The sequence below is a fragment of the Promicromonospora sp. NFX87 genome (assembly GCF_048564965.1).
In the GTDB taxonomy this organism is placed as follows: Bacteria; Actinomycetota; Actinomycetes; order Actinomycetales; family Cellulomonadaceae; genus Promicromonospora.
Map to the genome: position 1 here is coordinate 4,212,812 of NZ_CP183413.1, position 19,093 is coordinate 4,231,904.

At 71.4% G+C, this 19,093-nt stretch carries 14 protein-coding genes; 7 read left to right on the forward strand and 7 right to left on the reverse strand.

Going from position 1 to position 19,093, the window contains the following annotated elements:
- Nucleotides 1-134 precede the first annotated feature (134 nt).
- Nucleotides 135-1,406 carry a bifunctional folylpolyglutamate synthase/dihydrofolate synthase gene (locus tag ACNYC2_RS18880; protein WP_419707860.1) on the reverse strand — a complete coding sequence of 424 codons (1,272 nt, stop codon included), beginning with the start codon at nt 1,404-1,406 and terminating at the stop codon, nt 135-137.
- Between ACNYC2_RS18880 and ACNYC2_RS18885 the strand changes: the two genes are divergently transcribed.
- The 3 genes from ACNYC2_RS18885 (at nt 1,362) to ACNYC2_RS18895 (ending at nt 6,233) form a co-directional block, all read left to right on the forward strand.
- Nucleotides 1,362-3,452 (forward strand): hypothetical protein, encoded by a 2,091-nt coding sequence (locus ACNYC2_RS18885; RefSeq protein WP_419707931.1) that lies wholly within the window; start codon nt 1,362-1,364, stop codon nt 3,450-3,452. The two genes, ACNYC2_RS18880 and ACNYC2_RS18885, sit on opposite strands and share 45 nt — an antisense overlap.
- Nucleotides 3,449-4,711, forward strand: a complete 1,263-nt coding sequence (locus tag ACNYC2_RS18890) for a hypothetical protein (RefSeq protein WP_419703265.1) — start codon at nt 3,449-3,451, stop codon at nt 4,709-4,711. The genes ACNYC2_RS18885 and ACNYC2_RS18890 overlap by 4 nt, the downstream gene beginning before the upstream one ends.
- A 304-nt stretch (nt 4,712-5,015) precedes the next feature.
- Nucleotides 5,016-6,233 carry a hypothetical protein gene (locus ACNYC2_RS18895; protein ID WP_419703266.1) on the forward strand — a complete coding sequence of 406 codons (1,218 nt, stop codon included), beginning with the start codon at nt 5,016-5,018 and terminating at the stop codon, nt 6,231-6,233.
- 69 nt (nt 6,234-6,302) lie between these two features.
- Here the strand turns inward: ACNYC2_RS18895 and ileS are convergent, their stop codons facing one another.
- Complete coding sequence (gene ileS / locus ACNYC2_RS18900) at nt 6,303-9,614, reverse strand: isoleucine--tRNA ligase (protein WP_419703267.1); 3,312 nt, start codon at nt 9,612-9,614, stop codon at nt 6,303-6,305.
- Nucleotides 9,615-9,941: 327 nt separating this feature from the next.
- Between ileS and ACNYC2_RS18905 the strand changes: the two genes are divergently transcribed.
- The 3 genes from ACNYC2_RS18905 to ACNYC2_RS18915 all read left to right on the forward strand — a co-directional run bounded on the left by ACNYC2_RS18905 (nt 9,942) and on the right by ACNYC2_RS18915 (nt 12,484).
- A complete protein-coding gene (locus tag ACNYC2_RS18905; RefSeq protein ID WP_419703268.1) occupies nt 9,942-10,574 on the forward strand; it encodes a SigE family RNA polymerase sigma factor in 633 nt (210 codons plus the stop codon).
- Nucleotides 10,571-11,362, forward strand: coding sequence for a hypothetical protein (locus tag ACNYC2_RS18910; RefSeq protein WP_419703269.1), 792 nt, complete (start codon nt 10,571-10,573; stop codon nt 11,360-11,362). Before ACNYC2_RS18905 ends, ACNYC2_RS18910 begins: the two co-directional genes overlap by 4 nt.
- A 351-nt stretch (nt 11,363-11,713) precedes the next feature.
- Nucleotides 11,714-12,484, forward strand: coding sequence for a hypothetical protein (locus ACNYC2_RS18915; protein WP_419703270.1), 771 nt, complete (start codon nt 11,714-11,716; stop codon nt 12,482-12,484).
- 60 nt (nt 12,485-12,544) lie between these two features.
- On the opposite strand, the gene ACNYC2_RS18920 is transcribed toward ACNYC2_RS18915, so the two are convergent.
- Nucleotides 12,545-13,990, reverse strand: a complete 1,446-nt coding sequence (locus ACNYC2_RS18920) for an MFS transporter (RefSeq protein WP_419703271.1) — start codon at nt 13,988-13,990, stop codon at nt 12,545-12,547.
- A 133-nt stretch (nt 13,991-14,123) separates the two neighbouring features.
- Nucleotides 14,124-14,795 (reverse strand): winged helix-turn-helix transcriptional regulator, encoded by a 672-nt coding sequence (locus tag ACNYC2_RS18925; protein WP_419703272.1) that lies wholly within the window; start codon nt 14,793-14,795, stop codon nt 14,124-14,126.
- Between the two features lie 207 nt (nt 14,796-15,002).
- Between ACNYC2_RS18925 and ACNYC2_RS18930 the strand changes: the two genes are divergently transcribed.
- Nucleotides 15,003-15,836, forward strand: a complete 834-nt coding sequence (locus tag ACNYC2_RS18930; RefSeq protein WP_419703273.1) for a class I SAM-dependent methyltransferase — start codon at nt 15,003-15,005, stop codon at nt 15,834-15,836.
- 3 nt (nt 15,837-15,839) lie between these two features.
- Here the strand turns inward: ACNYC2_RS18930 and ACNYC2_RS18935 are convergent, their stop codons facing one another.
- The 3 genes from ACNYC2_RS18935 to ACNYC2_RS18945 all read right to left on the reverse strand — a co-directional run bounded on the left by ACNYC2_RS18935 (nt 15,840) and on the right by ACNYC2_RS18945 (nt 18,967).
- Complete coding sequence (locus ACNYC2_RS18935) at nt 15,840-17,411, reverse strand: molybdopterin-dependent oxidoreductase (protein WP_419703274.1); 1,572 nt, start codon at nt 17,409-17,411, stop codon at nt 15,840-15,842.
- Between the two features lie 72 nt (nt 17,412-17,483).
- Nucleotides 17,484-17,927, reverse strand: coding sequence for a hypothetical protein (locus tag ACNYC2_RS18940; RefSeq protein ID WP_419703275.1), 444 nt, complete (start codon nt 17,925-17,927; stop codon nt 17,484-17,486).
- Nucleotides 17,924-18,967 (reverse strand): DUF6973 domain-containing protein, encoded by a 1,044-nt coding sequence (locus ACNYC2_RS18945; protein ID WP_419703276.1) that lies wholly within the window; start codon nt 18,965-18,967, stop codon nt 17,924-17,926. The genes ACNYC2_RS18940 and ACNYC2_RS18945 overlap by 4 nt, the downstream gene beginning before the upstream one ends.
- Nucleotides 18,968-19,093: the final 126 nt, after the last annotated feature.

A 19,093-nucleotide genomic window follows, 5' to 3' on the forward strand; every position in this document is an offset into this window, starting at 1 on the left:
GGGCTGTCCGGCCTGGCGCTGACGCCGGGCCCGCACACGAGTCCCCTGTAGTTCATGTAACACCAGAACGTCGTCACGAGTACAGCGCCCGCCCGTTTCGGTTGTGGGCGCCTGGTTGTGGGCGCGACGACCGGTCAGCCGCGGCCGACCAGGATGCGCGTGTCCGCGACCGTGACGACGGAGCCGGTGACGAGGACGCCGGTGCCAACACCACCGCCGTGCTTGTCGTTGGCCTCCACCAGGTCGGCGGCGAGCTGCAGCGCCTCGTCGAGCCGGTTGGCCAGGTGCACACGCTCCTCGCCGAACACCTCGCGGGCGACCACCGCGAGGTCCTCCGGGCTCGCCGACCGGTCGGAGGAGTTCCGGGTCACCACGATCTCAGCGACCGTCGGCTCCAGCACGGACAGCAGCCCCTCGGCGTCCTTGTCCGCCATGACCGCCACGACGGCCACGATGTGCTCCAGGTTGAACGACTCCTCGAGCGCGTCCACCAGGGCCTCCGCGCCGGCCGGGTTGTGCGCGACGTCGACCACCACGGTGGGGCTCGTCCGAACGACCTCGAGCCGGCCCGGCGCGTCGACGTCGCCGAACGCCGCCTCGACGATCTCCGCACCGAGCGCGCGCCCGCCGCTGATCAGCGCCTCGGTGGCCGCGAGCGCCAGCAGCGCGTTGTGGGCCTGGTGGGCGCCGTGCAGCGGCAGGAAAATCTCGGTGTAGACGCCGGCGGGCGTGCGCAGGTCGACGAGCTGCCCGCCGACGGCGACCCGCCGGTCCACGACCTCGAGGTCCACGCCCTCGCGGATGAGGTGGGCATTGACTGCCTGCGCGCGGGCGAGGATGGGCTCGAAGGCGGCGTCGCGCTGGTCCGCGATCACCGCGACGGCGCCGTCCTTGATGATGCCGGCCTTCTCTGTGGCGATCTCCTCGATCGTGGAGCCGAGCCACCGCTCGTGGTCCATGGCGATGGGCGTGATGATGGCGACCTCGCCGTCGACCACGTTGGTGGAGTCCCACGTGCCGCCCATGCCGACCTCGATGATCGCGACGTCGACCGGTGCGTCCGCGAACGCGGCGAACGCCATGACGGTGAGCACCTCGAAGAAGCTCAGGCGCGGGCCGCCCTGCTCCTCGGACTCACGGTCGGCGACGCCGATGTAGGGCGCGACGTCCTCGAACACCTCGACGAAACGCTCCTGGGTGAGGGGCTCGCCGTCGACGGCGATGCGCTCGGTGACGCTGGTGAGGTGCGGGGACGTGAACCGGCCGGTGCGCAGGCCGTGCTCGCGGACGAGGCGCTCGACCATCCGGGCCGTGGAGGACTTGCCGTTGGTCCCGGTGACGTGGACCGTGCGGTAGGCGCGGTGGGGGTCGCCGAGGAGCTCGAGGACGCGTTCCACGCGGGCCATGGTGGGGTCGATGTCGAATTCGGGGGCTCGTGCCGCGATCTCGCGGCGTACTGCTTCAAAGGCTTCGTCCACGTGACGAGGATAGGGTTCCGGAATCAACGTTGCCGATCTCGTGCGGGGGCTCAGCAGGTGTCGGACGAGCAGCAGACGGCGGACACGACCGATGGCCTCGCGGCCCGGTGGCTGGCGCTGGAGGAGATCTTCAGCCAGAACGGGTATGAGGGTGGGCACCCGATCCTGCCCTCGCCGATCGCCAGGAGTGTGTCGGAGCCGACACCCGGACTGCTCGAGATCACCGGATCCATACACCCGCATGTCGTCGTGACCGCGGCGCATGCCACCAACCATGAGCGTGCCGGGACCACGAAGGTTGCGGACCGAGGGACGGGCGGGCTCGCGATCCTGCTCGCCCAGGTCACCGGGTGCACGGCGCTCGTCGCACTGAGCACCCGTGGAGACGCGAACTACGACCAGGAGCACCCGCTCAAGGAACGCCTCGCCGAGTTGCAGCCGGCAGCGGTCATCGACGTACACGGCATGCGGAGTCGCACCGAGTCCGACGTCGACCTCGGGACCGGCACGGGACCTGCCCCGTCGGCCGTCGTCGCGGCCATGACCGATAGCGGACTGCGTGTCACCACGAACGCGGTCTTCGACGCCATGCGTCCGACCACGGTCACAGCCTTCGCGCAGGAGCTCGGCATCCCGGCCGTGCAGGTGGAGATCGGAGCGCACCTGCGACCGCCGTCGGGGAAGGAGCCGGCCCTCTCCGGCCTCGTCACGGCGCTGGTCGGCGCCATCGAGCGGCTGGCTTCGCCGGCTCCGTCGGATCTCACGACCGTGCCCGTCAACATCGCCTCGGGGCTGCCGACCGCCGTCGTGCACCCGGACCTGCTCTCCGGGACGAACGGGCCGGTGCCCGTCACGGTCGTCGCGGACCACCACGCCATCGTGGCGTGGGCCTGGAGCGCGGCTGCCGACGGAATTCCGGACGCTGCCCGCGGCATCTCCCTCGGCGAGGTCGGCGTGAGCCGCCGGCTGCGCGCGGCCATGAGCGGTGCTACGTCGGTGTCGGTGCGGGTGCCGCCGATCACCCAGCTGCGGACCTATTCCGCCCTGGTCGATGACATGCCGGCCGCTGACGAGGTACAGGTCAATCCGGAGGACATCAAGCCGGGCACCTATCTGCTGGTGCAGGGTGGCGTCACAGCGTGGGTACATGCGGTGGCGCGCGATCATGTCCGGCCGGGCACCGTCCGGCTCGCCTACCAGCTGCGCCTTCTCACCGCCTCGGACGGCGCGACGGACAACCCGCTCGTCGCCCTCGTCGCCGCGGAGCCTGCAGTGATCAGGCACCGGCTGCCCGCCAAGCGGGTCCAACGAACGAGCGAAGCCGTGGACAGCGCCATGGAGCGGCTGTGGCGCGCCCTCTTCCGAGCGCCCGAGTTCTCGGCCCGGGTGATCCAGGCACACGCCGGCGACGACGGGGCGCCGATCGTCACGTTGCACCCGGCGGTCTTCGACCGCATCGGCGTCGAGTCAGGCCAGCAGGTGCTGGTCCGATGGGGTGGCCGCGAGGTGGTCGCGCTGGCCGTCGCGGACCACGACCCGCCGATGACGGGTTCCCTCACCGACGCGATGAAGAAGGTGCAGCGGGTCAACCGGCTCTGGCCGGATCTTCCGGACGGGATCTCGCCACACACCACGGTCCGCATGTCGACGCGCCTGCGCGACCAGCTGGGCGCACCGGTCGCGACAGTCGTCACGGTCCGCCGACGCCTGCGGCCGGTACTGGTGCGGAACCTGAACTCCTTGGTCGTGCCGCTGGCGAGCCTGGTGCTCGCCGGTGCCGCCCTGCCTGACCCGCACTGGCCCGCCCTGGGGCTCGGCACAGCCCTGATGTCCGTGTTCGCGCTGGCCCGCCTACGCATCCCGCAACCGCGGAGCCGGGCGCGAGTGGACAAGAACTGGGTCGAACAGATGCCTGCCCCTGTCGAAGCACATGGTCCCGAAGCCGGTCGAGGCGGTGAGAAGGTAGGCGGGTGACCGCCCAGCACCTTCCCGGAGACGCACCCTTCTTCCAGGAGTGGAGCACCAAGCAGCCCGGCACGCGCCGGTCCCTGGCCCGCGCCCGCGCGGTGGGCCAGGCCATGGGCACGTGGGACGCCACGCCTCCCGTGCTCGCGGTGGTTGGCTCGAAGGGCAAGGGAACGACGGCGGTGCACGCAGCCGCGACACTCTCCGCGGCTCTGGTCGAGAACAACCGTCAGGCCCACGTGGGGCTGGTCTCCTCCCCCGGCCTGCGGACGAACCGGGAACGGATGCGGTTCGACGGTCAGGCCATCTCGCTCGACGAGTACGAGCGCGTCTCGCAGGCGCTGGACCGAGCCCGGGAGTCCGTCCCGCCGTCGGACGACGGATATCTCTCGCCCACCGGGTCGTTCACGATCACGGGTGCGGCCTGGGCCGCCGCACGGGGCGCTGACGTGCTCGTGCTGGAGGAGGGGCTCGGGGGACGGTCCGACGAGGTCAGCCTGTTCGAGCCGCTCGTCGTCGCGGTGACGAAGGTGTTCTACGAGCACGGCGAGCTGCTGGGCCCCACGCTCGACGACGTGGCGCGCGACCTGCTCGGCGTCGTGGGCCCCGGGACGCGGACGATCGTGACGGTCGCGCAGGACGCCGAGGTGACGGCGATCGTCGAGGAGACGGCCGCGAGGTTCGGCGCCGAGCTGGTGACCGTGACCGCGGACTCGCCGACGTCGGCGCCGGCAGGTCTTGCGCCGATCACCCGGCTGAATGCCGCGGCCGGGGAGACTGCTGCCCGTGCGGTGGCCTCCGCTCTCGCTTGGCGCGTCGATGATGCCCGCGCCGCCGCCGCGCTGGCGAGCGTGCAGGTTCCGGGCCGGATGAGTCGGCACATACTCGGCGACGTGTCCGTGATGGTCGACGGCGGAATCTCGCCCGAGGGTGTCGCTGCCACCGTGGCTGACTACCTCCGATGGCACGGCCGCCTGGACACGGTGGTGGCCAGCTTCCCGGACACCAAGGACGTCGCCGCGTGCTTCGCGGAGCTGCGCGGCTTTGAGCTGGTGATCCCCTCGCGAGCGGACGACTACCTGGCGTTCACGAAGGCCGAGGCCCTGTACGACGATGTGCCGGACGCGCGGACCGCGCTCGCTCGGGGTCTGGAGATCGCGCGCGCACAGGGCGGCGGATGCCTGATGATCGGCACCCAGTCCTACGTGGCGATCGCGCTCGACGTGCTGGACGTGGCAACCGAACGGGCATTCACACCGCCGCCCTGACGACGGACCGGTGAGCCCGCCGTCCGGCTTGGTCGAGGGTAGGAGTAGTCGGGTCATCGGCCCTGGTGAGGCGACCACTCCTACCTTCGGCTCGTGAGTGCGACCAGGCCTACGTTCAGGCGGGCCGGCGGGGCCCGGAGCCGACGCCCCTTCCGTCCCGCGCACATCACGGGACGTGTTGCGGCCTTTCACCCGGTGAAGAACGATGTCACGGCACCGTCGGCCGGCGGTGCTCGGTCCATCAGGGGGAATCGGCAGCATGACGCGAAGCAGCACGGTACAGCGCGCGATCATCATCGGAACGATGGCCTTGGCCACCGCGCTCACCGTGCCGTCGACGGCTGCCACCACCGCCGTCAGCCAAGCCGATACGAACAAAGCCGAGCAGCTCTCCCCGGAGAGACAAGCAGCCCTCCAGTCCGCCGTCGACGATACGGCCGACGCCGCAACGGAGCTCGCGTCCGCTCCGGGCTTCGCCGGGGTCGCCGTCGACTACGGCTCCGCGAAGGTGACCGTCTCCTGGAAGGGCGCGGTCCCGCCGTCGATCAACGAGCTGGAGGCGCAGGCGCCCGACGGCGTGACGGTCGACGTCGAGCAGGCGGCCCTCAGCGAGGCCGACCTGCGGATGGCGAGCACCCGGCTGATGGACAGCCAGCGGGCGCTGCAGGGGCCCGAGGTCGTGATCGCCGCCCTTCCTGCCGAGGACTACGCCGGCCTCGTCGCCGAGATCGGGCACGGCGCGAGCCCCGCCCGCACGAGCTGGCTCGCGGGCAAGCTCCAGCGGGCCGCGGGGGTGCCGGTCCGGGTGGAGGTCGTGAACACCGAGGTCCATCCCACCTCCACGACGCGGCGCAACGACGACGCGCCGTGGCACGCCGGCGGAGCCATGGCCTCGCAGGACGGGACCGACTACTGCACGACCGGTTTCCCGATCATCGACTCCGCGGAACGGCACCGGATCATCAGCGCCGCGCACTGCAACAAGGGCGTCGGGTCGGTCGTCCGCGACGGCGCCGGCGAGCCGCTGGGCAAGGTCACGCACCACTCCCCGGCCATCGACGCCCAGGCCATCGCCCCGTTCGAATCCCAGCGGACATCACGCACGGCGGTGTTCGGCGGGCCGTGGAACGCGACCCCCGGCAGCTCGCGCTACCGGTTCCCGATCGCTGGGGTGCAGCGGCCCGCCGTCGGTCAGGTCATCTGCGCCTCCGGGGCGGTGACCGGTGAGCACTGCGGCGCCCGGGTCCGCGCCACCAACGTCGCGTGGAGCTGCGGTGACCGCACCTGCCACGGGTTCCGGGCGAGCCGGGACGACGGCGGTGTGGTGGTCGGCGGCGGCGACAGCGGCGGCCCGATCTACGCGGTCATCAACGGGCGGGCCTACGCCCGCGGCATGATCGACGGCGGCTCGAACCAGCGCAGCTGCGGCAAGACGTCGGTGTCCACGCGGTGCTTCTCGTACATATACGGCATCCCGATGGTGGACATCCTGAACGCCTGGGACGCGCGCCTCGACAGCTGACTGCTATTCCGCGAAGTAGAGCGCCTGTCCGAGGAGGCTCGGACAGGCGCTCTACTTCGCGGAAGCGGATCAGGCCTTCGTCACCGACACCGTCCGCTCGGCCCCGGCCGTCACGGCCAGCGACGTCGCGAGCGTCTCCCGGGTCACCAGCTCGCGGTGCTCCTCGACGGCGGCGACCCACTCGGCGGGCACCGTCAGCTCGAGCGCGATGCGGTCGGCAACCTGCAGACCGGCGGCCTTGCGGGCGTCCTGCACGTCGCGGACGACGTCGCGGGCGTAGCCCTCGGCGCGCAGCGCGTCGTCGAGCGCGAGGTCGAGGACGACGAAGCCGCCCCCGGCCAGGACCGCCGCAGCGGTCTCCACGGCTTCGGCACCCGCGTCGGCCGCGTCCCGGGGCGCGACCACCGTCGTCAGCTCGTACTCGGTCTCGAGCAGCTCGACGTCGCCGCCCTCCGTCGCGACCACGACGGCACCGGCGTCGGTCTTGGACCAGGCGCCCGACTTGGCCGCCTTGATCACTGCCTGCACACCGCGACCGAGCCGCGGGCCGGCGGCACGCGCGTTGACCGCCAGGCGTTCGGAGATGCCGTACTCGGTGGCGACCTCCGGCGAGAAGGCGACCAGCCGCACCTCCTTGACGTTCAGCTCCGTCTCCATCAGCCCGGTGAACGGCGCGACGCCGTCCGGGTCCGCGACGGCCACGACGAGCGACCGCAGCGGCTGCCGCACGCGCAGCTTGTTCGCCTTGCGCAGCGCCAGCGTCTGCGACACCACTGCCCGCGCGGACTCGACGGCGGCGACGAGGGCGTCGTCGGCCAGCAGGGTCTCGGCCACCGGGAAGTCCGCCAGGTGCACCGAGCGCCCGCCGGTCAGGCCACGCCAGACCTCCTCCGTGAGCAGCGGCGCCAGCGGCGCCATCACGCGGCACAGCATCTCGAGCGCCGTCGACAGGGTGTCGAAGGCGTCGGCGTCCTCGGCCCAGAACCGGTCGCGCTGGGTGCGCACGTACCAGTTGGTCAGGGCGTCGAGGTACTGGCGCACCGAGTCGCAGGCGCCGGCGATGTCGTAGCCGTCGAGCTGTTCGGTCACGTCGGCGACCAGCCCGCGCGTGCGCGCCAGCAGGTAGCGGTCCATGACCGGCAGCCCGGCCACGCGCTCGGGCGTCAGCGGCTGCGCCGCGTAGCCCGCGCCGTCCCCAGCGGCGTTGGCGTACAGCGTGAAGAAGTAGTACGTGCTCCACAGCGGCAGCAGCACCTGGCGGACGGCGTCCCGGATGCCCTCCTCGGTGACCACGAGGTTGCCGCCGCGCAGGATCGGCGACGACATGAGGAACCAGCGCATCGCGTCGGACCCGTCACGGTCGAAGACCTCGTTGACGTCCGGGTAGTTCTTCAGCGACTTCGACATCTTGCGGCCGTCGGAGCCCAGCACGATGCCGTGCGAGAGCGCCGTCTGGAAGGACGGCCGGTCGAACAGGGCGGTGGCCAGCACGTGCAGCGTGTAGAACCAGCCGCGCGTCTGCCCGATGTACTCGACGATGAAGTCGCCCGGGTAGTGGTGCTCGAACCAGTCCGCGTTCTCGAACGGGTAGTGCACCTGCGCGTACGGCATCGAGCCGGAGTCGAACCAGACGTCCAGTACGTCCTCGACGCGGCGCATGGTGGACTGCCCGGTCGGGTCGTCCGGGTTGGGCCGCGTCAGGTCGTCGACGAACGGGCGGTGCAGGTCCGGGTTGCCGTCCTTGTCCTGCGGCACCCGGCCGAAGTCACGCTCGATCTCCGCGAACGACCCGTACACGTCGATGCGGGGGTAGGCCGGGTTGTCCGACTTCCAGACCGGCACCGGCGAGCCCCAGAAGCGGTTGCGCGTGATCGACCAGTCGCGCGCGTTCTCCAGCCACTTGCCGAACTGGCCCTGCTTGATGTGGTCCGGCACCCAGGTGATCTGCTCGTTCAGCTCGACCATGCGGTCCTTGAACTTCGACACCTCGACGAACCACGAGGACACGCCCATGTAGATCAGCGGCTGGCGGCAGCGCCAGCAGTGCGGGTAGGAGTGCGCGTACTGCTCGCGGCGCAGCAGCACGGTGCCCGACGTCGTCCGCCCCGCCTCGTCGTCGGCCGCACCCCGCGTGCGGGCCTTGAGGTGGTCGATGATCGCCGCGTTCGCGTCGAAGACCTGCAGCCCGGTGTACTCCTCGACGGGGAAGGTGAAGCGCCCGTCGGCCCCGACGGGGATGACCGGCTCCACGCCCTCGCGGTCGCTGACCTGCTTGTCCTCCTCACCGAACGCGCCGGCGTTGTGGACGAGGCCCGTACCGTCGGTGGTCGTGACGAAGTCGGCCTCGACCACGCGGTGCGCGCCCGTGTGGCCCTCGTAGTAGTTGAACGGCGGCGCGTAGGCGGCGCCCAGGAGGTCGCTGCCCTTGAGGCGTCCGACGACGTTCGGCGCCACTCGCTCACCATCAGGACCCTCGGCGCCAAGTTCCCGTGCGTAGGAGTCCACGCGGGCCTCCGCGAGGACGTACCGCTGGGGCGTGCCGGTGAAGGACGACTCGACGATCGCGTAGTCGACGTCCGGGCCGACCATGACGAGCAGGTTGGACGGCAGCGTCCACGGCGTGGTGGTCCAGATCAGCAGGTGGTCGCCGACGCGGAGCGCGTCGTCGCCTGTGGCCGAGCTCGCCGGGGCCTCCGTCACCGCGAACCCGACGGTCACCGCGGGGTCCTGCCGCTGCTGGTAGACGTCGTCGTCCATGCGCAGCTCGTGGTTGCTCAGCGGGGTCTGGTCGTTCCAGCAGTAGGGCAGCACGCGGAAGCCCTCGTAGATGAGGCCCTTGTCGAACAGCGACTTGAAGGCCCAGAGCACCGACTCCATGAACGTCGGGTTCAGCGTCTTGTAGTCGTTGTCGAAGTCCACCCAGCGGGCCTGGCGCGTCACGTACGTGCGCCACTCGTCGGTGTACTTGAGCACGCTGGAGCGGCACGCCTCGTTGAACTTGTCGATGCCCAGCGCGACGATCTCGTCCTTGGTCTTGATCCCGAGCTGGCTCATCGCCTCCAGCTCGGCGGGCAGGCCGTGCGTGTCCCAGCCGAAGCGGCGCTCGACCCGCTGCCCCTTCATGGTCCGGTAGCGCGGAACGACGTCCTTGGCGTACCCGGTCAGCAGGTGGCCGTAGTGCGGCAGGCCGTTCGCGAACGGCGGGCCGTCGTAGAAGACGAACTCGTTGCTGCCGTTCTCGCCGGCCGGTCGGGCCTCGACGGACGCGCGGAAGGTGTCGTCCTTCTCCCAGTACTCGAGGACGTCGCGCTCGAGGTCGGGCAGGCTGGGCGATGCGGGCACGGGGGTGGCGTCGCTCGGACGGTGCAGCGGATAGGCCATGGTTCTTCTGGCTCCTGGCGGTTCAGCGGTTCGGCAGCAGGTGGACTTCTTGGTGCTTCTGCTGCGAGGACGCCGCACCTGGGTGCGCCGCGGTACCACCCCGCTTGCCGCTCGCTCCCGCGCGCGGCCGCTCGTTGACGGCTGTGACGGGCCTACCCGTCCGGTTCTACTGGGGTTCCCGCTGCCTGGCGGCGGTGGGGTGACCTGTTCTTCCGGAGGCTCGCCGGTGATAGCCGGGTCGATGCCTGTAGGGCAATCGTACCGGGCGGCGGCAACCGGAAAAGTCCGGCGTGCAACCTGATCGTGCCCCGCGTGCGTCCAGGGGGCATGAACGCAATCAGCCAAGCGATCGGCCCGCCGGTCGGCGCCACCTTGCGGGCGGTGCCGGAGCCCGGAGCCGCCACGGACGCCGCGGCCGGTGCACCGGAGTTCTCGGTGGTCCGCACCGGGGTGTCGGCGGAGGAGCAGTTCCGGCTCTTCGCCGTCGAGAGCACGGCCGCGCTGCACCGCATCGCGTACCTCCTGTGCGGCGACGACCACCGCGCCCACGACCTCACCCAGATCGCGCTCGAGCGGACCTACCGGCACTGGTCCCGGCTCAAGGACGGCAACCCGTTCGCCTACGCCCGGCGGGTGCTGGCCACCGCACGGATCGACGGCTGGCGGCGCACCCGCCGCGAGGTCCTGCAGTCGCCCGAGGACGTCGTCGTCGCGCAGGAGGCGAGCCGCTCCCCCGCGCTCGACAGCGGGAACCAGATCGCCGAGCGGGAGCGTCTGGTGCGTGCGCTGCGCAGGCTCGGCCCCGGCCAGCGCCGGGTGGTCGTGCTGCGGCATCTGCTCGACCGGTCCGAGGCCGACGTCGCCGAGGAGCTCGGCGTCAGCATCGGAAACGTGAAGTCCCAAGGCGCACGCGGCCTCGCCCGCCTGCGTGAGCTGCTCTCGGAAGGACAGGACGCATGAACGACCACTCCACCACGAAGCCCGTCGACGAGAGCTGGGTGGCGCACCTGCGCGACCTCAGCACCGGCGTCGCGCCGCCGACGTCGGCCAATCCCCATGTCATGTCGCGCGTGGCGATCCGCCGCACCCGGACCCGCCGTGCGGTCTTCGCGACCGGTGGCGGCATGCTGACGGTCGCGGCGGTCGCGGGGGCGGCGTTCGCCCTCGGCGGCCCGACGGCGGCGGGCGTGCTCCTGCCGGGTGGGTCGGCGTCGGCGGAGACGTCGATGTCGGCGGAGGAGCAGCGGGCGAGGGAGGTGGAGCTGGCAGCCCGGGAAGCACTGGAGCAGGCGACGAACGTGCCCGACGGATGGCACGCACACGAGCTGGAGGGCCTCACCTACGCGCTGCCTCCCGAGATCGTCACCAGCGGTCCGGTCCAGGACGAGCCCGGCGAGACGTCCGACATGTGGCACGGCAGCGAGGACCCCGACGCCCCGCCGTTCCTCCGGATCGCCCATGTCACTCCCGACTACGAGTTCTACGACACGAAGGCTGCCGGCCTGACCCAGACGCCCGGACCCGATGCCACGTCGTTCGATCTGCCCGGCGCGAGTGTCGCGACCGTCGATGTCAGCGCGGAGCTGAGCGAGAGCGCAGGATTCCCGGAGGCAGACCCCGACCGCGGCCTGGTCAGGATCCTCGTCCACCGCGAGGACGGGCCCGACCGGTACACCATCACGATGAACCTGCCGAAGGCGGACCCTGTGTTCGTCGAGGAATTCCTGGCCACGCTCACCCTGAGCTGATGAAGATGACCATGCACTTGCTGCCAAGACCGGTCCCGTCCTGGCAGCAACTGCATGGTCATCTCTGCGCCTGTGGACAACAAGGGTTAGCAACCATGGCCATCAGGTGTAATCGATGACGTGCCGAAGAAGATTCCCGTCCCACCGAGGTTGCTGAGGCTGGCGCGCGAGCAGGCCGGCCTCGTGTCGTCCCTGCAGTGCGACGCCTTCGGTGTCGGACCGTCGAGGCGCCGCAACCTCGTCGCTGGCGGATCGTGGCGGCGAGTGACGCGCGGAGTCTTTGACACGGGAGACGCCCCGACCGGCCTGCACGCCTACGACGTTGATCGGCTCCGGTCGGCATGGACGGCCTTGCTGACCAACCGCCGGGCCATCGCGGTGGGCGCGTGCGCCCTGGTGTTGCACGGCGTCAAGGGCCTACCCCGCCGGATCGCCCCCGAGGCGGCCTTCCCGGGCGGTGGTGCGCGCAGGTCCCGGGACGGGATCGCCTTCCGGCAGTACGGAACCGGGCTGGAGACCGTCGAGGTCTCCGGCCGCGAGGTGGTCTCGGTGGTGCTCGCGCTGGTCCAGGCGCTACCGACACTGACCCGCGACCAGGCGGTGGCCTGCCTGGACAGTGCGCTGAACCAGGGCTTGATCCGGACGGAGGACCTCGCGAGGATCCGCGGTCAGCTCGTGAACCGCAAGGGATCCCTCGCAGTGATCGCTGTGCTGCCCCTGACCGACGGCCGCGCGGAATCACCGCCCGAGAGCCACGCCCGGCTGCGGTGCCACGACGCCGGCATCGCGCCCGACGACCTGCAGCGTGATTTCTTCGACGCCCGGGGGCGTTTTCTTGGCCGAGCTGACCTCGTCTGGTACCTCGGCGACGGACGTTGGCTGATCGTCGAGATCGACTCGCACGAGTTCCACGGGGCGGATCGCCAGGTACGGCGGGACGCGACGCGGCAGAACGGGCTGGTCGGCGAGGGGCAGAACATCGTCCTTCGGTTCTTCCCGGGTCACGTGACCGGCGGCCACTTCGCCGGCGAGGTCGCCCAGATCCTGCGCCAGGAGGGCTGGCGGCCCGGCCGGGAGCTGCCGCCGCGGCCGTCCCGCCGTCGGGCAGCCGGAACAAGATGACCATGCACTTGCTGCCAGGCCGAGCCCGGATCTGGCAGCAAGTGCATGGTCATCTTGTGGTCAGGCGACGGGTCGGACGGCGGCCGGACCGTCGGCCGGCTCAGCGGCCGGGTCGGCGTCCGGGCCGTCGGACGGCGTCGGGTCGCCCGGGGCCTCCTGGTAGCGGCGGCTCAGCAGGCGGTAGTACTTGCTCGACAGGGCGTAGCCCGTCAGCACCAGGCCGAGCACCGCGATCAGGATGAACACCAGCGCGATCCCGCGGGCGTCGCCCGTGCCGAACCAGTCGCCGATCCAGCGGGCGCCCGTGCCTCCCTCGCGCATGAAGGGGATGAAGAAGAACTGGGTGAGCGGGCTGATCAGGAACGCCGTCAGCGGCGAGGCGGCCTGCTCCAGCGACTGGGCGAAACCGAAGACCCGGCCCTGGCGCTCGTACGGGACCACCTTCTGCAGCACCGTCTGCTCGGAGGCCTCGACGTACGGCATCGCGATCATGTACGCCGCGAGCCCCGCGACGAGCCAGACCACCGACGCCTGCATCGGGAAGACCACAGTGACGGCCCACAACCCCAGGTTGACGAGCAGGATGGTGCGCACCGGGTTGGACCCGAGGCCGGTGCGGGCGATGAGCAGGCCCGCCACGATCATCAGGGCGCTGAGCCCGCCCCACACGAAGCCCCACGCCTGCACCGACATCATCGACAGCCCGTACGCGTCCATGAGCGCCATGAACCCGCCGCCCAGCACGTTGTTCAGCGCGGTGAAGGCGATGAGCGCCCACATGCCGGGGATGCGTCCGACGACCTTCATGGTGCCCCTGAGGTCGACCTTCCGCGGCTCCCCCTCCGCCGCCGCGTGCGACAGCACCTCCGGGACCTTGACGAAGTGCAGGTGCACCAGCGCCACGGCCAGGACCCCGATCGCCAGGATCAGACAGGTCCGCATACCGTCGAACGCGACGAGGAGCCCGCTGATCACCGACGTCACCAGGAACGAGACGCCGGTGACGGTCCCCACCAGGCCGTTGGCACGGTCCCGGAGGGTCTCGTCGAAGAGGGCGGTGACGACCGTCGGGAGCGCGATCGAGCGGAGGTTGCCGGCGATGACGCCGCACATGAGCAGCACGATGAGCACCCACAGCCGCACGCTGCCCGGGTTTGTCCACTCCTCGGCCGGGGTGACGAGGTAGATGACCAGGCACGTCACGTAGAAGGTGATGGAGACCAGAGCGGACGCCTGCATCACGGTCTTCTTGCGGTGGTGGTCCACGAGGCTGCCGAACCACACCCCCGTGCTGACCATCGCCACGAGGAACAGGCCGGCGATCACGCCGGTGGCGAAGACCGAGCGGGTCTGCAGGAACACGAAGAAGGTGATGGCGAACCACACCGTGAAGTTGATGACCCCCGCGAGCAGCACGTTCACCAGCAGCTGGGCGAACGTCCGGACGGTCGGGTCGGACAGGTGGAGACGCGGGGCGTCGTCGGTGACGGGTGGATCGGTGCTCATGGGAGTACTCCAGTACCTGAACAATGGTTGAGGTCAAGCCGTGGCCCGCACCTCGGCGTCATCATGTCGACGACGCACGCGACCAAAACTCATCGGCGGCGGCACCGCACCACGGCCGCGCCAAGGCCGGTCGCTACGGCCGCGGTACCGCCGCGAGCGCCGACTGCCCCAGCCACACCGGCAGCTCCCGGCGCGCCTCGGCGGTCCCGTCCAGGCTCACCACCTCACCGCGCAGCGCCCCCTGCCACGACAGGTCGCCCCGCCACACCCGGACCAGCGTGCGCAGTGCGGCGGACACGGTCACCGTGGCCTCGAACCCGGGGTCGTAGTCGCAGACGTCGACCTCGCCGTCGCGGACCACGAGCCACCAGCGGGCTACGGGCGCGGGGACGCCGTCGAGCCGGAACGCGACCACGGTGCGCTCGCGCGGCCAGGCGTCGACGGGCACCGTGCGCCGCATGTCCCACATGAGGAGGTGCGGGTCCAGGTCGGCCTCACCGAGCCCGCCGACCCAGCGCGCTCCCCAGATGCCCAGACCCTCCACGAGTGGCCGGAGCTCCTCGCCCGCGGGCGTGAGCCGGTAGCCGGGATGGCCCTCGGCCTCGTAGCGCCGCACCACGCCGGCCCGCTCCAGCGAGCGCAGCCGTTTCGCGAGCAGCGCGGGGGACATCTTCGGGACGCCGCGCCGCAGCTCGTTGAACCGGGTGCTGCCCGCGAGCAGCTCGCGGACCACCAGGAGCGTCCACCGCTCGTCGAGCACCTCCATGGCCTTTGCCACCGGGCAGAACTGGCCGTACGTCGTCATGAAGCCTCCTCGCCGAGTCCTCGCTCGTCCAGTCAACGCCCGGCCGGGACGGCGCACCAGTACAGAACGAGAACCTCACCCGGTACAGACGCAGCACTGGATGGCCCGCGTCTCCCGGGCGGACAGTGGGACTCCCAGACCCTCCGGGCCCAGAACCTCCGGACCCAGAACCTCCCGGCCCAGAACCTCCCGACAAGGAGCAGTCCCATGACCGACACCGTCGTCGTCCCGCCAGATGTCCTCACCGCCGTCCGCACCAAGCATCGCGCCCTGTGGGCGGCCGGCAACTACCCCGTGCTCGCCGCGGAGGTGATTCCCGCCCTCGGGCCCGTCCTGGTCGAGGCCACCGGCGTGCGGCCGGGCGACCACGTGCTCGACGTCGCCGCGGGCTCCGGCAACGCCGCCATCCCCGCCGCGCTCGCGGGCGCGCACGTGATCGCCTCGGACCTCACGCCCGAGCTGTTCGACGCCGGCCGGGCCGCCGCCGCTGCCAGCGGCGCCGAGCTCACGTGGGCGGAGGCCGACGCCCACTCCCTGCCGTTCGACGACGCGGCGTTCGACCGCGTGCTGTCCTGCGTCGGGGTCATGTTCGCCCCGTTCCACGGGACGGCGGCCGACGAGCTGCTGCGGGTCACCCGCCCCGGCGGGACGATCGGTCTCATCGCGTGGACGCCCGCCGGGTTCATCGGCCAGATGTTCGCGACGATGAAGCCGTACGCGCCGCCCCCGCCGCCCGGCGCCGAGCCGCCGCCGCTGTGGGGCGACGAGGCGCACGTCCGCGCCCTGTTCGGCGACAGTGTCACGGACCTGCACGCCGAGGTGCGCACACTGCCCGTCGCCCGGTTCTCCTCCGGCACGGAGTTCCGCGACTTCTTCAAGGCCGTGTACGGCCCGACCATCGCGGTCTACCGCAACGTGGCCGACTCCGCTGAGCGCACCGCCGCCCTCGACCAGGCCCTCCTGGACCTGGCCGCCCGGTTCCAGGACGCCGACGGCGCCATGGGCTGGGACTACCTGCTCCTGACGGCGACGCGAGCCTGAGGGTCAGCCCACCGACACGCCTACCGTGTGCCAGCCGGTGGCTCCGTCCGGGGCGGGCGGAGCCTCGGCGTCGGTCTGGACCAGTCCGTCGCTGTCCGTGGCCCGCACCGCGAGCGTGTGGTCCCCGGCGTCCAGGTCGAGGGACACCCGCCACTGCCGCCACGTGTCCGTGCCGACGGTCTCGGCGAGCTCGGCGGTGACCCAGTCGCCGTCGTCGGCCCGGACCTCGACCTTGCCGATGCCCGTGTGCTGGGCCCAGGCGATGCCGGCGACCGTCACCGCACCGGCCGCCACCGACCCGCGGGGCACGTCGATGCGCGACTGCACCTTGATGGGCCCCAGCGCGGACCAGCCGCGCGGGGTCCAGTAGCCCTGGTCGGCGGCGAACGTGGTGACCTTGAGCGACGTCACCCACTTGGTGGCGGACACGTAGCCGTACAGCCCTGGGACCACGAGCCGCGCGGGGAAACCGTGGTCGACGGGGAGCGGCTCGCCGTTCATGCCGACGGCGAGCAGGCTGGCGCGGTCCGGGTCCTGGAGCACCTCCAGCGGCGTCCCGGCGGTGAACCCGTCGTCGCTGCGCGAGAGCACCATGTCGGCACCGGCCTGCGGCTTCGCGCGCTCCAGCAGGGCACGGATCGGGTAGCCGAGCCACAGGGCGTTGCCGATGAGGTCGCCGCCCACGGGGTTGCTCACGCAGGCGAGCGTCGCGTGGTGCTCCTCGAGCGGCAGGGCGAGGAGCTCGTCCCAGGTGATGGTGAACGGTTCCTCGACCATGCCCTCCACCCTGAGCGACCACTCGGCCGGGTCGAGCTGCGGCACCCGCAGCGCGGTGTCGATGCGGTAGAAGTCGGTGTTCGGCGTGACGTACGGGGCCAGGCCGTCGAGCTCCAGGTCTGCGCCCGCGGGGACCGGGGGCGCCGTCTCGGCAGGGGACGGCAGGCGGATCTTGTCGCGCACGGCGCTCACCACCGCCGAGCCCGCCGACACGGCGCGGGCGCCCGCCAGCGCCAGCACCGCCACACCCGCGGTGATCCCCGTGACGACCAGGAAGCCACGCCGGTCCAGGGCGGTGCCGGCCTCGGCCCGCAGGTCGGCCGCGGGCCGCAGGCGAGCGATCGCCGACCGGAGCAGCAGTACCGCGGCGCCGATCCCGACGATGCTGGGCAGCGCCCACAGCGGCGTCGCGTCCGGGCGCAGCATGGCGACAACCGCTCCGACCACTCCGACCACTCCGATCAGCAGCGCGCCCGACGGCGGACGACGCAGCTCCAGCCGGCCCGCGAGCGCGGCACCGAGGGCGAGCACCACGCCCATCGTCCCGAGCAGGACCGCCTTGTCGTTGGTGCCGAACGCCTGCACGGCGAAGTCCTTGAGCCAGCCGGGAACGGCGTCGATCACCGCGGCGCCGCCCGCGAACAGGGTGCTCGCGCCGGGGGCGACGAGGGCGGCGACGAACTCGGCGACGGCCAGGCCCGCGGCACCGGCGAGGATGCCGGCGAGGGCCGCCCATAGCGCGTCGTGCGGGGAGCGGTCGGCCCGCGGGGTCGCCGGGGTCTCGGTTGCCTGGGTCATACGCTCAGCGTGGCACGGGTTCCGACGCGACAGGGGCTCTGGCTCCGGACCGTCACAACTTCTTAAGGTGCGTCACGGCCCCGTGGTCAGGACGACCAGTCCGACGCCACGCTCCTCGGGCGCGAGGACCGCGTCGGAGCCGAGCAGCACGCCGTACTCCCCGTCGAAGACGTCGGCGGTGGCTCCGATCAGGCTGACGACCTCGCCGTCCTTGCGGAGCACGATCAGGCTGGGCGACGAGACATAGCGTTTTCCCTTCAGCCCTGTCTCGCCGACGACCTCCTCGATCGCCTCCACCGTCTGTCCCTCGGCGAAGAGCGCGGCCTCGTCCCATGCGACGTCGACCACCTCGCTCACCGGTACCGTCGCACCGTCCCGGGCGACCTGCAGGACCGCATCGTTCACGGTGTCGTCGAACGTCAGATCGGGCATGTCTCCTCCGAGGATCGAACAGCTGGTCAGTGCGCCGGCCAGCACGGCTGCGAGCGCGGCGGCGGTGGTCCTGCGGAGGGTCATGACTCGGCGTCCGCATCGTTGAAGTCGGGATCCTGGCCTTCGGCGGGCTCGTCGTTGCCCGCGTCGCCGGTCTCTCCCGGCGCGATCTGGTCGGAGTACACGAGCGACTGCCCGTCCGGTCCCACGACTACCATCTCCCCGTTCCGCACCGCCTGCTCCACGAGACCGGCGAGCTCCTCGGGGCTCGCGTCGGGGTTCTCGGAGGCGATACGCCGGCCCACCTCGTTGTTGTACAGGTCCATGGCTTCGCGCGACGCCGGGTTCCCCGGCCTCTGCTCGTGCGCGGTGCCGTAGTCCTCCGCCCACTCCCCGCCGTAGCGGGAGGCCATCAAGGCGTTCCAGTAGGCGTGCCGGAACGCGTCGTTCTGGTCGTCGTTCTGGTCGTCCGACGGGAACCGGTCATCGGCCGCCGCGAACGCGTCGTCCTTGATGTCGCTGAAGTCGCTCTTCTCACCCAGCGACAGGTCGTCCAGCATCTGCCCTTCACGTTCGGTGACGCTGACCGGATCGGTGAACATGCTCGCCGGCCACCCCGGCTCCCACTCGATCAGCTCGGCGTCCGAGACCTGGTACTGGTCCAGGATCTCGCCCGTCGGCTTCCGGTCCTCGAGCGGCACCGGTCCCGGCTCCGGGGTCTCGTTGTCGGCGTCGCCGTCCGACCCGTAGCCCGAGCCCGAACCCGAGCCGGAGCCGTCACCGGTGGTGGCGAACGCGAGAGGACCCCCTCCGGCCGAACCCGAGCCCGTGCTGCCCGAACCGCTCGATCCCGCGCTGCCGAGGTCCGAGCTGGTCGTCTCCTGCGCGTCCGCGTTGCGGACGGCGGCCTCGCCGGCGGAGCGCAGACCTAGTGCGGCGGCCCGCATCCCGGGGAGGTGCAGGGATGCCCACTCGTCCTCGAACATCTCGCCCGACGGGCCGAACCAGGGGACGCCCTTCACCTGTGCGCCGATCACGGTGAGCTGGCTCTCGAGCGCCTCGGCGTTCTGCTGGAGCGCCACGCCGAGGCGGCGGAGCGCCTCGATGTCTGACCCGTACATCATGTCTGCGCCCCTTCGCCGGAATGCCCGCTGGCAACATACGGCGCACAGCAGCACCGTGACCATGGGTAGCACTCCCCGTCGGCCCACGCCACGAAACTGCCCGGTCGCGATGTGCCCGGCAGGCCG